10 protein-coding genes are annotated in these 14403 nt (G+C 65.7%); 1 reads left to right on the top strand and 9 read right to left on the bottom strand.

The genetic code is table 11. The features are described 5' to 3' along the window. Nucleotides 1-26: 26 nt before the first annotated feature. The 6 genes from folE to AB7535_RS05650 form a co-directional block, all read right to left on the bottom strand. Nucleotides 27-653, bottom strand: coding sequence for a GTP cyclohydrolase I FolE (folE, locus tag AB7535_RS05675; RefSeq protein WP_071915711.1), 627 nt, complete (start codon nucleotides 651-653; stop codon nucleotides 27-29). A gap of 126 nt (nucleotides 654-779) precedes the next feature. Further along, complete coding sequence (locus AB7535_RS05670; RefSeq protein WP_085403898.1) at nucleotides 780-1670, bottom strand: alpha/beta fold hydrolase; 891 nt, start codon at nucleotides 1668-1670, stop codon at nucleotides 780-782. A 111-nt stretch (nucleotides 1671-1781) separates the two neighbouring features. Next, the gene (locus AB7535_RS05665) at nucleotides 1782-2609 is read right to left on the bottom strand and encodes a metal-dependent phosphohydrolase (protein ID WP_085403899.1); all 828 of its coding nucleotides are present in this window, start codon (nucleotides 2607-2609) and stop codon (nucleotides 1782-1784) included. Between the two features lie 207 nt (nucleotides 2610-2816). Further along, the gene (locus AB7535_RS05660; protein ID WP_085403900.1) at nucleotides 2817-3695 is read right to left on the bottom strand and encodes a transglutaminase family protein; all 879 of its coding nucleotides are present in this window, start codon (nucleotides 3693-3695) and stop codon (nucleotides 2817-2819) included. Beyond that, a complete protein-coding gene (locus AB7535_RS05655; RefSeq protein WP_135214867.1) occupies nucleotides 3692-6217 on the bottom strand; it encodes a circularly permuted type 2 ATP-grasp protein in 2526 nt (841 codons plus the stop codon). The genes AB7535_RS05660 and AB7535_RS05655 overlap by 4 nt, the downstream gene beginning before the upstream one ends. Nucleotides 6218-6244: 27 nt before the next feature. Beyond that, entirely contained in the window at nucleotides 6245-9514 is a 3270-nt protein-coding gene (locus AB7535_RS05650; RefSeq protein WP_354075227.1) for a transglutaminase family protein, read from the bottom strand. 263 nt (nucleotides 9515-9777) lie between these two features. Here AB7535_RS05650 and AB7535_RS05645 point away from each other — a divergent pair, with 263 nt between their 5' ends. Beyond that, entirely contained in the window at nucleotides 9778-10704 is a 927-nt protein-coding gene (locus AB7535_RS05645; RefSeq protein ID WP_161495909.1) for a lipase family protein, read from the top strand. Between the two features lie 13 nt (nucleotides 10705-10717). Here AB7535_RS05645 and AB7535_RS05640 read toward each other — a convergent pair whose 3' ends face one another. From AB7535_RS05640 to AB7535_RS05630, 3 genes are all read right to left on the bottom strand, one after another. Further along, nucleotides 10718-12241 carry a UxaA family hydrolase gene (locus tag AB7535_RS05640; RefSeq protein ID WP_071915717.1) on the bottom strand — a complete coding sequence of 508 codons (1524 nt, stop codon included), beginning with the start codon at nucleotides 12239-12241 and terminating at the stop codon, nucleotides 10718-10720. Nucleotides 12242-12400: 159 nt separating this feature from the next. After that, nucleotides 12401-13177: an HpcH/HpaI aldolase family protein gene (locus tag AB7535_RS05635; RefSeq protein WP_028157190.1), complete on the bottom strand. Its 777-nt coding sequence runs from the start codon at nucleotides 13175-13177 to the stop codon at nucleotides 12401-12403. Between the two features lie 128 nt (nucleotides 13178-13305). Next, nucleotides 13306-14391: a malate/lactate/ureidoglycolate dehydrogenase gene (locus tag AB7535_RS05630; RefSeq protein WP_085403904.1), complete on the bottom strand. Its 1086-nt coding sequence runs from the start codon at nucleotides 14389-14391 to the stop codon at nucleotides 13306-13308. Nucleotides 14392-14403 lie beyond the last annotated feature (12 nt).

Raw genomic sequence — 14403 nt, 5'->3', positions numbered from 1 at the left:
GTCTCCTTCAGCTCGGCCCGCGCGGATCACGCGTCCGAATTGGCCAGCCCCAACAGCTCCTGGCGCGTCAACGCGTTGTCACGGAACACGCCCAGCATGCGGCTGGTGACGAGATCGGTCCCAGGCTTGTGCGCGCCACGCGTGGTCATGCAATGATGCGTCGCCTTGATGATGACGCCGACGCCTTCCGGCTTCAACACATCGTTGATCGTATTGGCGATCTGCGCGGTCATCTTCTCCTGGATCTGGAGGCGTTTTGCGTAGATATCCACCACCCGCGCGAGCTTGCTGATGCCGACGACGCGGCCCTGCGGGATATAGGCGACCCAGGCGCGGCCCACGATCGGCGCCATGTGGTGCTCGCAATGGCTTTCGAAGCGAACGCCGCGCAGGACGATCATCTCGTCATAGCCTTCGATCTCCTCAAAGGTCTTTTGCAGGATTTCGGTCGGATCCTGCGCATAGCCGGAAAAATACTCTGCGAAGGCGCGCGCAACCCGGTCCGGCGTGTCGTGCAGGCCGTCGCGGGCGGGATCGTCGCCCGCCCAGCGGATCATGGTCCGGACCGCCTGCTCGACCTCGGCCCTGCCAGGCCGTTCGCCCGGCAGCTGCGCCACCGCGACGCCCTCCAACCTGCGCGCATGTGAATTCATCAATAGCCTCCCTGCAATGGGCCGCGCACATCTGGCGGTCCCTCAGCTTGGACGGCTGCAATCGGAAAAGGTTCCCGAAGTCGCGAAAAATCGGGCGACCGGGCGGCGGGGCGGGAAAGCCGGGCTTTACGAGGCTGCTTTCCGCACGTCGAGCACAGCGCGCGCCCATTCGGCAGGCCGCTCCTGCGGCAGGTTGTGGCCGGCTCCAGCGAAGACACGCCGTTCGAACACGCCTTCGAATTTGGGCGCATGATGGGCGGTGCCGGGATTGACGCCGTCGCTGTCGCCGTCGACCGCGATCGTCGGGACACGGACCGGCGGCTGCGCGGCGAGCTTGGCCTCGATCGCGGCATAGGCGGGATCGCCTTCGACCAGCCCATAGCGATGACGGTAGGAGTGGATCACGACATCGACGAAATCAGGATTGTCGAACGCCACCGCACTCGTTTCGAACGTCGCGTCGTCGAAGCCCCATTTCGGCGACCACATCGCCCAGAGCTGGCGCGCAAAGCCGCGCCGGTTGCGCTCCAGCGCGCGGCGGCCGCGCTCGTTGTGGAAGAGATATTGATACCAGAGCGCCGCCTCCTCCGGTGGCGAAGCCGGCTCCATCGCACGCGCGATGTTCTGGATGTTGTAGGAATTGCCGGAGACGAGGGCGATCACGCGCTCGGGATGCAGCACCGAGACCACGCAGGCCGCGCGTCCGCCCCAATCGTAACCGCCGACGACCGCGCGTTCGATGCGAAGCGCATCCATGAAAGCCAGCAGATCGGCGCCGAGCGCCGCCTGCTCACCGGAGCGCAGCGTCGCTGCGGACCGGAACCGCGTCGGCCCGTAGCCGCGCAGCCAGGGCACAAGCACCCGCGCGCCGGCTTCCGCGATCAGCGGCGCGGTCTCGGCATAGGCGTTCACATCGTAGGGAAAGCCGTGGCCCATGATGCAGGGCCAGCCATCCGGTGCGCCGTATTCGAGATAGGCGATGTCGAGGATATCCGTGGCGATGGTTTTTTGTTGCATGATTTGCTCACGGAGTTGAGAGGCCGTAGCCTGGATGGAGCGCAGCGCAATCCGGGATTCGCGGATACAGGCGTCCCCGCATTCCGCTTCGCTCCATGCGGGCTACGGGGGCTATTTCTGCGGGCCAGACAGCGAGATCTCGCGTTCGGCGCGGAACACGTTGCTGTAGAGATTGGCGATCCACTGCCGGCCGATCTCGGTCTTGTTGAGGTAGCCGATCTCGGTCTGAATGTGCGGTGCGACGCTGTTCCAGTAGAATTGTGGATAGCGGTTCACGATGTCGGCGGGCGAGTCGTAGCCGAGCTGGCGATTGATGCCGACCTCTTCGAATTCGTAATAGAGCGCGTTGGCCTTGCGCAGATAGTTGGGATCGCCGAGCTGGCCGATGAAATCGGCGGCACGCAGGATCGAGGCTTCGTCGTCGTACTCCTGGCCTTCGCGGGCCGGGAAGCGAGTGCCCTCGATGGCGCTGGCGATGCGTTCCGGGTCCAGCCCCGGGATATGCTGCAGCCGCCGCATGACATAGAGCTTCGACCGGTCGACATGATACATCATCAGGCTGGCATCCGAGGCGCCGCGCGGCAATGAAACCTTGGTGCCCGCCGCGTCGATCACGAAGCCGTCATTGTCATCCTCCTCGAACAGGCCCCGGGCATAGCCGATGTCGTGGGCGAGGCACGCGATCAGGATGTGGACGTAATCCGCGGCCTCGAGGTGGGTGTGGAGATATCGGCCGCTGAGGATGGAATGGCCCGCCAGGGTCACCAGCATCGTGTGCTCGACATTGTGGTAGAGCGCGTCGCTGTTGCCAATGCACTCCATCGCGGTGCGCGTCGCGCTCTCGACGATGTTCGCGGGAGACTCGCCGTACCTGCGACGCATGAACGAGCCCAGCACTTTCTCCAGGGATTCAGCCGCCAGTCTCGGTAACGTCATCATGGATGCAGCCCCGCTCGTCGGTGGTGTCCCACGCCAGCTCCCGACGTCTCATTTCGTGTCTTCGACGCAACGGCCAGCATAGCCCATCTTGGGCCAAGTGACCAAACGCCGGGACGAATTTACGGAAATATGTTGCTGTTGTGCCCTGCGACATCACGGTTGCAGTCGGGGCGCGACACAGCCTGGCCGGGCCCGTCAAGACCGCTTTTATTCCACCAGCAGCACGTCCACGGCGACGCCGAGCTTCTGCTTCGGCGAGCCGACGATGATGCCGTCGACCGGCGAGACGTCGGAAAAGTCGCGGCCGACCGCGAGCACGATGTGATCGTTGGCGACCAGCAAATCATTGGTCGGATCGAAATCGACCCAGCCAAGCTCAGCCCCACACCACAGCGACACCCAGGCATGGGTGGCATCGGCGCCCTGCAAACGCGGCTGGCCCGGCGGCGGAATGGTACGGAGATAGCCGCTGACATAGGCAGCCGGAAGGCCGAGCCCGCGTAGCCCTGCGATCATCACATGGGCAAAGTCCTGGCAAACGCCGTGGCGCTTGTCGAAGACCTCGCCAAGCGGCGTCGAGATCACCGTCGCCTTCGGATCGTAGCGGAATTCGGTGCGGATGCGATGCATGAGATCGGTCGCACCGGCGAGGATCCCTGCGCCTGGCGCAAAGCTCGTGGCCGCATAGGCGCTGACGGGGTGCAGCACCGGCACCAGCGGGCTCGCGAAGACGTAGCCGACCGGCGAGGACGGCCCGAGGCTCGTTGCTTCAAACGCGATGTCGCGGATGCTTTCCCAGGGCGGGCTGACGGCATCGCGCGCCGGCGATTTGCGCGAGACGGACACGCGCGAGCGCGAGTCGATGCGCAAGTTTCGGTGCGCGGTTTCGATCACGACGCTCTCGGTGAGCGTGCCGAAGAAGTCGCGGCGGACGTGGCGCTCGGACGGGCGCGGCCGGATCTCGACCCTGTGCGAGATCAGCTCCTGACCGTCGCCGCTCTTCGGCTCCAGCCGCAGCGTGCAGCGGGCAAAGCTGACCGGACTCTCGTATTCGTAAGTCGTGACGTGACGGATGTCGTAGATCACGCCAGCCCCGTCAGCTTTTCCGGCCGGCTCGCATTGGGGCCGTGCGGGAAGTAGTGCAGCCCGATCGCCTCGGCGAGGCTGAGCAGGTCCTGCTCCAGCGAGAACAGGGTCTTGACCTCGAGCTTCTCGGCTTCCGCGGTGGCCAGCATGGACTGCACCGCCACCGCGAGCCGCTGCGGCTGCTCGATCAGGCCGTGCTCCTTCAGGCTCGGGAGCGAAGCGATGTGCTCGTTCAGCGTCGTCACCTGGAACGCGACCGAACGCGGATTGTAGCTGTCGAGCACGGCGAGATCGCGCACCGGCGCCAGGATCGGCGCCAGCAGATAGCGCGAGCGGTAGGTGATCTGGGAATCCACCAGCGTCAGCAGGATATCGAGGTCCTCGTCGCAGGCCTCGTCATAGGCGAACTGGCGCGCGAAGCGCGTGGTGTTGATGGCGCGCTCGGTGCGGCGGCCGATATCGAGGAAGCGCCAGCCGGCGGCGCGGTTCATGTTCTCCTGCGCCAGCCCCGCCAAGCTCGCAAGCTCCTGCAAGGTCAGTTCGGCCGCACTCAGCACGTCGTCGTCGTCCTCGACCTCGTAGGCGAGGCGATCGGCCATCTCGGTGATGACCTGCCAGGCGTCGGGCGACAGCCGCTCGCGCAAGGATGTCGCCGTGCGCTGCGCCGCGCGCACCAGCGACAGCGCCGAGCCGAAACGCTCCGGGCTCTGCAGTGCTTCGGCGACGATGCGCCCCGGCGCCGTGCGCGAGGCCTGCGAGATCGCGCCCCACGCCACCAGCAGGCGCTGGATGCGGTCGGCCGATTGCAGCGAGGCAGCGGTGCCCTTGTTGGGCCCGCTCGGCGAACCCAGCGCGCGCACCAGCCGCAGCGTTGCCTCGGCGCGTTCGAGATAGCGGCCGAGCCAGAACAGATTGTCCGCGGCGCGGCTCGGCAGCACGCCGGCGATGCGGCGGATCCGCACCTTGTCGGTCGCGGGCAGCAGCGTCGCGATCGAGACCTTCTTGTCCGAGACCACCCAGACGTCGGCGGCGCGCGCGCCGTCGCCCATCGACACCGCGCGCGCGTCCGCCTGCTCGGCGATCCGGCAGAAGCCGCCGGGCATGATAGCCCAGCCGTCGGCCGTCGCGGCCGCGAACACGCGCAGCACGAAGGGACGCGGCGTGAGCTGGCCCTGCTCCCACACCGGCATGGTCGAAAGCCGCACCATCTCCTGGCCGACATAGTCCATGCCGCGCGCGCTGATGGCGTCGACGAGACGCTGGCGCCCGGCGGCGTCGAGCTCACTCGCGAGCACCGGGCCATTGCTGTCGAAGCCGGGAACGCCGCGGCGATAGGCGCCCTCGATCGCGACCTCGTCGAGCCGTGACAACACCTCGTCGCGCGCGTTGCGCTGGCCGCACCACCAGGTCGCGATATGCGGCATCTTGAGCTCTTGCCCGAGCAGGCGGCGGCTCAGGGCCGGCAGGAAGCCGAGCAGCGCGCGCGCCTCCAGCACGCCCGAGCCCGGCATGTTGGCGACGACGACGCCGTCCTTGCGCAGCACGTCGATCAGGCCGGCCACGCCGAGATGCGAGGAGGCATCGAGCTCGAGCGGATCGAGCGAGTTGGAATCGACCCGGCGCAAGAGCACGTCGAGCCGCTTGAGGCCGGCGACGGTGCGGATGTGGATACGGTTGTCGCTGACGGCGAGATCGTCGCCCTCGACCAGCAGAAAGCCGAGATAGCGCGCCAGGGTTGCGTGCTCGAAATAGGTCTCGCTGAAGCTGCCCGGCGTGAGCACGCCGATGCGCGGCTCGTCGCGATCGGCGCGCGCACGCAGGCTGTCGCGAAACGCCTCGAAGAACGGCGCGACGCGCGGCACGTTCATCGACTTGTAGAGATCGGAGAAGGCGCGCGAGAGCACCAGGCGGTTCTCCAGCGCATAGCCCGCGCCTGAGGGCGCCTGCGTGCGGTCGCCGAGCACCCACCAGCGCCCGTCGGGTCCGCGGCCGACATCGGCGGCATAGAGCGAGAGATAGCGCCCGCCCGGCGGCGGCACGCCACAGACGGGACGGAGATATTCGGGACTGCCGGCGATCGCGGCGGCCGGCAGCGCGCCTTCCGCGACCAGCCGCCCCTCGCCATAGATGTCGCGCAGCACGAGCTCGAGCAGCTCGGCGCGCTGGGTGATGCCGGCGGACAGCTGCTTCCAGTCGGCCTCGTCGATCAGCAGCGGCAGATGGCTGATCGACCACGGCCGATCGGCGCTGTCGCCGGGCGCACGGTAGGTGACGCCGGCCTCGCGCAAATGGCGGTCGGCCATGCCGAACCGCCGTTCGATCTCGTCCGGCGCGAGCGCGCCGAAGGCGTCGAAGAAGCGGCTCCAGACCGCGCGGGGGGCGCCGTCGGGCCCCAGGAACTCGTCGGGGATGCCGGGCAGGCGGCTATAGTCGCGGACCCATTGCGCGAGGCGGCGCTGGCCTTCGCGCTGACCTCGCGCCTTACCCGTCTTGTCGTCCTGCTCGGCTGCGCCCTCGCCCATGCGCCTCTCCCTGCCCCACCATCATTCTCATTGCAGGAGCGGGGTCCGCAAGTCGAGGGTCAGCGGAAACTCATTTGTGCGTTCCTCGGGCGGGGGCTGCATCGGACCCGGCGTATGGCCGTGGTCCTGAAAGCGCGCCAGCCGCCGCGCCTCGGCCTCGTAGGTGTTGACGGGCTTGGTGTCGTAGCTGCGCCCGCCGGGATGGGCGACGTGATAGACGCAGCCGCCCAGCGAGCGGCCGTTCCAGGTGTCGATCAGGTCGAAGGTCAGGGGCGCGTGAACGGGGATGGTCGGGTGCAGGCCGGAGGCCGGCTGCCAGGCCTTGAAGCGGACGCCGGCCACGGCTTCGCCCGAGCGACCGGTCGAGGTCATCGGCAGGCGGCGGCCGTTGCAGGTCACGATGTGGCGGCCCTCGACAAAGCCCTCAGCTTTCACTTGAAGTCGTTCGACCGAACTGTCGACGTAGCGCACCGTGCCGCCGGCCGAGCCCTCCTCGCCCAGCACGTGCCAGGGCTCCAGCGCCTGACGCAATTCCAGCGTCACGCCGCCATGATGGACGCGGCCGAAGGCGGGGAAACGGAATTCGAGCTGGGCCAGATACCATTCCGGCTCAAAGGGATAGCCGGACTGCTTCAACTCAGAAAGCACGTCAAGAAAATCCTGCCAGATGAAGTGAGGCAGCATGAAGCGATCATGCAGCGCAGTGCCCCAGCGCACGAACTTGCCTTGTTGCGGCTCGCGCCAGAATTTTGCGATCAGCGCGCGGATCAGCAACTGCTGCGCCAGCGACATGCGCGGATCGGGCGGCATTTCGAGCGCGCGGAATTCGACGAGGCCGAGCCGGCCAGTGGTGCCATCGGGCGAATAGAGCTTGTCGATGCAGATCTCGGCGCGGTGGGTGTTGCCGGTGATGTCGACGAGCAGGTGCCGGAACAGCCGGTCCACCAGCCACAGCGGCGTCTGGTAGCCCGGTGGCGGCACGTGCGAGAGCGCGATCTCGAGCTCGTAGATGCTGTCGTGCCGGGCTTCGTCGATGCGCGGCGCCTGGCTGGTCGGGCCGATGAACAGGCCGGAGAAGAAATAGGACAGTGACGGATGCCGCTGCCAGTACAGCACGAGGCTCTTCAAGAGATCAGGCCGGCGCAGGAACGGCGAGTCCTGCGGGCTGGAGCCGCCGACCACGACGTGGTTGCCGCCACCGGTGCCAGTGTGGCGGCCGTCGACCAGGAAGCGGTTGGCGCCGAGGCGTGTCTTGCCGGCGTCCTCATAGAGCCCGACGGTGATGTCGACCGCCTCGCGCCAGCTCTTGGCCGGCTGGATGTTGACCTCGATGACACCAGGGTCGGGCGTCACCTTGATCACCTCGATGCGCGGATCGAACGGCGGCGGATAGCCTTCGACGTGAACCTGGATCTGCATCTCCTCGGCGGTCGCTTCGAGGGCCGCGACCAGCTCGAGATAATCCTCGATGCGCTCCACCGGCGGCATGAAGGCGCAGAGCACGCCGTCGCGGACTTCGACCGACATCGCGGTGCGGACGGGGACGGACGTGTTGAGATGCTCGGGCGCGACCTGCGGCGGCGATTCCGGGCGCGCGGCGAGGGTGAACACCGGCAGCTTGCCCCGCGGCTCCAACGGATCCTGCTCGACGATGTAAGGATATTGGTTGGGCGGGATGTAGCCGAGCGAGCCGATCGGCAGGCGCAAGCCCAGCGGTGAATCGCCCGGCATCAGGAACAGATGATTGCGCCGGAGTTGCCAGCGCTCGCTGCGCCAGCGCGGCGGCGCGTTCCAGCGTTGCACCGGCAGCACGAAGCCACGCGGCGTGTTGAGGCCCTCGTCGAACACGCGCGCCATCCGCGCGCGGGCTTCGGGATCGGATAATTTGGAGTCGGACGGATCGACGTTGAGGGGAAGCTCGGCTTCCTTCTGGAGCCAGTACGCGGTGTCCTCATAGGCTGGGATGACGTAGCCGGGATCAAGTCCGAGCCGCGCCGCCGCGCCCTCCACGAATTCCTGGGCGTCCTTGACCTCGGCGCGCCGCGGATTCTCGATCCTGGCGATCAGATCGGCATTCTTCCAGATCGGTACGCCGTCCTTGCGCCAGTACAGGCCAAAGGCCCAGCGCGGCAGGCTTTCACCGGGATACCATTTGCCCTCGCCGAAGTGCAGCAGGCCACCCGGCCCGAAGCGCGTGTGCAAGCGGCGGATCAGATCGTCGGCGAGCGCGCGCTTGGTCGGGCCGACGGCCTCGGTGTTCCATTCCGCCGCTTCCAGATCGTCGACGGAGACGAAGGTCGGCTCGCCGCCCATGGTCAGCCGGACATCCTGCGCGGCGAGATCGCCGTCGACCTGCTCGCCGAGGTCATTGAGCCGCGTCCAGGATTCGTCGGAGAACGGCTTTGTAATGCGCGGCGCCTCGCGGATGCGCTTCACGCTCATGTCGAACTCGAACTCGACCTCGGCAAAGCCGGCGCCGCCGGAGATCGGCGCCGCCGAACGATAGTGCGGCGTGGCCGCAACCGGGATGTGCCCCTCGCCCGCGAGCATACCCGAGGTCGCGTCGAAGCCGATCCAGCCCGCGCCGGGCAAATAGACTTCGGCCCAGGCATGCAGGTCGGTAAAATCGTTCTCGACCTCTGGCGGTCCCTCGATCGGATCGATGTCGGGGCGTATCTGAATGAGATAACCGGAGACGAAACGGGCCGCGAGACCGAGATGACGGAAGGTCTGGATCAGGAGCCAGGCGGAGTCGCGGCACGATCCGGCACCGGAGGAGAGCGTCTCCTCCGGAGTCTGCACGCCGGGCTCCATGCGGATGATGTAACGGACGTGCTTTTGAAGCTCGCGATTGAGATCGACCAGGAAGTTGACGGTGTTCGGGGCTTCAGGCGGGATCGCGTCGAGAAATTTTGCGAACAGGCGATCGGGCTTGATGGTCTCGAGATACGGCGCGAGCTCGGTCTTCAGATCCTTCGAATACTCGAACGGAAAGCTGTCGGCATAAGGCTCGACGAAGAAGTCGAACGGGTTGACCACGGTCATCTGCGCCGTGAAATCGACCTCGAATTTCAGCTCGGTCGTCTTCTCCGGAAAGACGTAGCGCGCGAGCCAATTGCCCTGCGGATCCTGCTGCCAGTTCACGAAATGATTGGCCGGAGTGACCTTGAGCGAATAGCTCAGAACCGGCGTGCGCGTATGCGGCGCCGGCCGCAGGCGGATGGTCTGCGGGCCAAGATCGATCGGGCGGTCGTATTTGTAGTGCGTGACGTGGTGTAATGCGACGTAGATCGACACGGGGTGCGGTGCTCCAGCAGCTTTTTTGAGCAGAACACCGGTTCCGGGTGGGATCAAGCACTAACAACGGGCACGGGTTGCCTACGCCGCGGGCTGAATTGCGAGTTACACTTGCCGAAGTGATCTACCTATGATCGAATGAACCATTGCCTGCACAAGCCGCGCCCGACGCGCCGCTTTGCGCATGATGGACTCTCCCGTTCGTAATGGTTGCCGCGCAACGTCTCGACGCGTGGCGCGGCCTGAAAGAGGAGATGTTTCCGATGAGCTTTCTGGTCAGATTCCCGCGGGCTTCCTATCGCGCCGACGCGCTCGATGGTTTCACTGTCACTCCAGGTTTCACACCGGAAAACGCGCAAGCCATGATGTGGTTGTCGCAGCTCGCCTACGAGACCGACGACCGCGACAAGGTAGACAATATCCTGACGGCACTGGGGCTAGAGATGCGCGGCTTCGGTGCCGACACTCCCGCTACAGGTTTGGTACCGCCAAAAGCCCGCTTCATTGTCGCCGTCGGACGCGGCGCGACTTTCGTCACACTCTCCGGCACCGATCCGCTCAGTATCAAGGATTGGATCACCGACTTCACCCTCGCACCAAGTCAAAATGTTCTTCACAAGGGATTTGCCGAAGCCGTCGATGCAGTCCGATCAGACATCGAAGTCGCGATCAGGAGTGGCGGCGCCGGACAGCCGCTCTTCTTTACTGGACACAGCATGGGCGGCGCCTTGGCAAATATCTCAGCACTGCGGGCGTTGGATGCTGGCCTACGGGCAACCGCCATTTACACGTTTGGCGGGCCGCGAACCGGCGGTCAGGATTTCTTTGAAGCCTACGAGCCTCTCAGCGAAAGCACGTTCCGGCTCGTCAACGGTAACGACATCGTCCCGGCCGTTCCACCCAGCCTGCGAGGCAACTTCCGCCACGTCGGCCGAATGCTGCGTTGCGCGTCTGGCTCGACCTTCGCAGGTCAGGTGCCGGCGTCGAAAGAGGGAAACGACCCCAGCTTCAACCTAGTCGGGCTTGGTACCCTTCTTACCGGAGGCAATTTCCACCTGAAGATCCCAAGCATCGAGGAACTCCGCAACATCGACCCGCGGACGCTCGACCAATCCGACGTACTGCCCGGCTTCGTGCGCGACCATGTTCCGGCAAGCTACTTCCGGGCGTTGTCGGTCACCATTCCGTAACTGCCGCGTAGCCTCACATAGTCGCCCCGAGCACCCAGGGCGCGAATTCGGCACCGCCGAAATCGAAGCTCTCGCTCTTGGTCGGCTGTCCGGACGCCGTCTTCAGGATGAGCTCGAAGATGCGCTGGCCGCATTGCTCGACGCTCTCCTCGCCTTCGAGGATGGTGCCGCAATTGACGTCCATGTCCTCCTCCATGCGCTTGTACATGGGCGTGTTGGTGGCAAGCTTGATCGAGGGCGCCGGCTTGCAGCCGAACACGCTGCCGCGGCCGGTGGTGAAGCAGACCAGATTGGCACCGCCGGCGACCTGGCCGGTCGCCGCGACCGGATCGTAGCCGGGCGTGTCCATGAAGATGAAACCCTTCTTGGTGATGGGCTCGGCATAGCGCAGCACGTCGACGAGATTGGTGGTGCCGGCCTTGGCCATCGCGCCGAGCGATTTCTCCAAAATGGTGGTGAGGCCGCCGGCCTTGTTGCCGGGGCTCGGATTGGCGTTCATCTCGGCGCCCTCGCGCTCGGTATACGCGTCCCACCAGCGCATGAGATCGACCAGCTTCTCGCCGACCTCGCGGCTGACGGCGCGGCGCGTGAGCAGATGCTCGGCGCCATAGGTCTCCGGCGTCTCGGACAGGATCACGGTGCCGCCGTGACGGACGATGAGATCGCTGGCAGCCCCAAGCGCCGGATTCGCGGATACGCCGGAATAGCCGTCCGAGCCGCCGCATTGCAGGGCCACGGTGAGTTCGCTGACGGGCACGGATTCGCGCTTGACCTTGTTGGAGTCCGCGAGAGCTTCACGCACGAAGGCAATACCCGCTTCGACAGTCTTGCGGGTGCCGCCGACCTCCTGGATGTCCATCGCGCGCAGGCGGCCGGCGAGCTTCTGCTCCTCCATCAGGCCGCCGATCTGGTTCACCTCGCAGCCCAGCCCAAGCACGATGACGTGGGAGAAATTGACGTGACGCGCATAGCCACCGAGCGTGCGGCGGAGCAGCGCCAAGGGCTCGTTCTGCGTCATGCCGCAGCCGGTCTTATGGGTCAGCGCGACCACGCCGTCGACATTGGGGAAGTCGGCGAGCGGATTGTCGCCGGTGAACGGATTCTTCTTGAAGACGTCGGCGACGAGGCTTGCGACATGCGCGCTGCAATTCACCGAGGTGAGGATGCCGATATAGTTGCGCGTGGCGACGCGGCCATCCGGGCGGCGGATGCCCTCGAAGGTTGCCGGCAGATCGAAGTTCGGCGTCGGCTTGACGTCGGCGCAATAGGCATAGTCCTTGGAAAAATCGCCCATGCCGCAGTTCTGCGTATGCACGTGCTGGCCCGGCGCGATCGGCACCGTCGCAAAGCCGATGATCTGTCCGTAGCGCCTGACCGGCTCGCCCACTGCGATCGGCTTGATCGCGACCTTGTGGCCGGAGGGAATGCGCTCGACCGTGGTCACGCCGTCGGCAACCAATGTTCCCGGCGGCAGGCTCGCGCGCGCGATCAGCACGCCATCATCGGGATGGAGGCGAATGACGGGGCTGATGGTCATGGCAGGTCTCCTGTATCAAAACTATCGTGCCCCGGACGCAGCGCAGCGTGAAACGGTGCGCTGCTGAGCCGGGGCCCCATGTGTCGTTTCTTTCGCAAGCAACTGGGTCCCGGCTCTGCGAAGCGGCGCTAGGCGCCGCATCGCGTCCGGGACACGAGATCAGGCCTTCCCGGCCGAATCCTTGCGGGTCGCGTTGACCTGCATCTTGGCGTAGGTCGTCATCAGGCCGACTTCGTTGGACAACGTCACCAGCTTGAAGCCCATGTTGATCGCACGCGCTGCGCCTTCCGCACCGCTGCAATGGATGCCCGGGTTGAGACCGCGCTTGGCGCATTCCTTGATGATCTTGTCGTAGATCGCGAGAATCTCCGGCTCGGTGCGGTCGAGCTTGGGCTCGAGGCCGTAGGAGAAGCCGAGATCGGACGGGCCGATATAGACGCCATCGATGCCCTCGACGTCGAGGATCGCTTCCATGTTCTCGACCGCGGTCCTGGTCTCCATCATCGGCAGCAGGATGGTGTCGGCATTCGCGGTCTTCTGGTAGGAGCCCGCGGTGCCGTACATGCCGGCGCGGATCGGGCCGTTGGAGCGGACGCCCTGCGGCGGATACTTGGAATAGGAAACGAGGTTCTTGGCCTCCTGCGCCGTGTTGACCATCGGGCAGATCACGCCATAGGCGCCGCCGTCGAGCACCTTGCCGATGATGCCGGGCTCGTTCCAGGGCACGCGGACCATCGGGGTCACGGGATGCTTGTCCATGGCCTGGAAGCACTGCACCATCGAGAGATAGTCCTGCACGCCGTGCTGCATGTCGACGGTGACGCTGTCGAAGCCGCATTGCGCGATCATCTCGGCGGAGAAGCCGGAGGGAATTGCGAGCCACGCGTTGACCACGGCCTTGCCCGACTTCCAGATTTCCTTGACCTTGTTCGCCACGTTGCCTTCCTTCTTTTGTTGCTTGGACCGTTGTTTGGACCTTCGTCACCATGACGAGCGCCGCGACAGCACGGCTCTGCTGTTACCGCGAACCGGGGCTCCGCGCTACGCTCGCAATGACGCAAGGCCTATGCGGTCGCCCGCTGGATGCTGACTTCGCTGACGCCGACCTCGCGGGCGGTGTTCACTATTGCCGCCCAGGTGTCATCCGGCAAGGGGATGCCGTTCTTGGTGCGCTCGGCCCGGGTTTTCCGCTCGGGATCGCCGGGAATCAGCACCTGATCGACCCCTGCCATCGGCTTGGTGGCACGGATGAAGTCCGTATAGCGCGATACCTCTGCGTCGAACACATGGGAGGTATCAATCACCTTCGGATCGACATAGAACGCCAGCATGCCGTTGGCAAAGCGCCGCCCGCCCGAGGTGGCCCCGGTTCCGGTCAGCGCGCCGCCGAGCAGCTCGCACATGAAGGCCAGACCCGAGCCTTTGTGGTCGCCGAAGGCACGGATCGCGCCGGTGCCCTTGGTGTGATCGCGCGGCCCTTCCGGCGTGAAGGGCCCGTAGAGCACGGTCGGGTCCTCGCTCAGGGTCCCGTCGGCATCGACCAGTGCGCCCTTCGGCAGCTTCTTGCCGCCGCGGCTCGCGACCAGCACCTTGCCTTCGGCGACGACCGAGGTGGCGAAATCCAGCACGATCGGATCCTGCCCCTCGCGCGGGATGCCGACGCAGTAAGGCGCGGTGGAGAGCCGCTTCTCGACGCCGCCGAACGGCGCCACCAGCAGCGAGCCGGCCGCATTGACGAAATGCACCGAGACCAACCCTTCGGCGGCAGCCATCTCGGCCCAGTCGCCGACGCGGCCGATATGACCGGCATTGCGCAGCGCAACCGCGGCAAGGCCCGCCTTCTTGCATTTCTCGATGCCGATCCGGACCGCCTGCGGCGTCACGGTCTGGCCATAGCCGAACTTGCCGTCGACCACCGCGAGCGAAGGCGTGTCGACAACCACCTCTGCGTTCTGGTTCGGGACCACGAAACCCGTCTTCTTCCAGCGGATGTAGACGGGCACGCGGATCACGCCGTGGCTGTCATGGCCGGTGAGATTGGCCGTGGTGAGATAGGTCGCGATCCGCTTCGCTTCCTCCGGCGAGGAGTCTGCGTGACCAAACACCTCGCCGACGAAGTCGATGAGGTTCTGGACCTGGATCGTGACCATCAAGAAACTCCC

Origin of the sequence: Bradyrhizobium sp. 956_D2_N1_4 (genome assembly GCF_052076025.1) — a bacterium.
GTDB classification, from domain to species: Bacteria; Pseudomonadota; Alphaproteobacteria; order Rhizobiales; family Xanthobacteraceae; genus Bradyrhizobium; species Bradyrhizobium barranii.
This window is presented reverse-complemented; position numbering and strand designations above follow the sequence as displayed.

What these genes read in the sequence shown, in the direction of transcription:
- AB7535_RS05670 (WP_085403898.1), bottom strand. Translation starts at nt 1,670, where the DNA reads ATGCAACAAAAAACCATCGCCACGGATATCCTCGACATCGCCTATCTC.
- folE (WP_071915711.1), bottom strand. Translation starts at nt 653, where the DNA reads ATGAATTCACATGCGCGCAGGTTGGAGGGCGTCGCGGTGGCGCAGCTG.
- AB7535_RS05645 (WP_161495909.1), top strand. Translation starts at nt 9,778, where the DNA reads ATGAGCTTTCTGGTCAGATTCCCGCGGGCTTCCTATCGCGCCGACGCG.
- AB7535_RS05640 (WP_071915717.1), bottom strand. Translation starts at nt 12,241, where the DNA reads ATGACCATCAGCCCCGTCATTCGCCTCCATCCCGATGATGGCGTGCTG.
- AB7535_RS05665 (WP_085403899.1), bottom strand. Translation starts at nt 2,609, where the DNA reads ATGATGACGTTACCGAGACTGGCGGCTGAATCCCTGGAGAAAGTGCTG.
- AB7535_RS05655 (WP_135214867.1), bottom strand. Translation starts at nt 6,217, where the DNA reads ATGGGCGAGGGCGCAGCCGAGCAGGACGACAAGACGGGTAAGGCGCGA.
- AB7535_RS05630 (WP_085403904.1), bottom strand. Translation starts at nt 14,391, where the DNA reads ATGGTCACGATCCAGGTCCAGAACCTCATCGACTTCGTCGGCGAGGTG.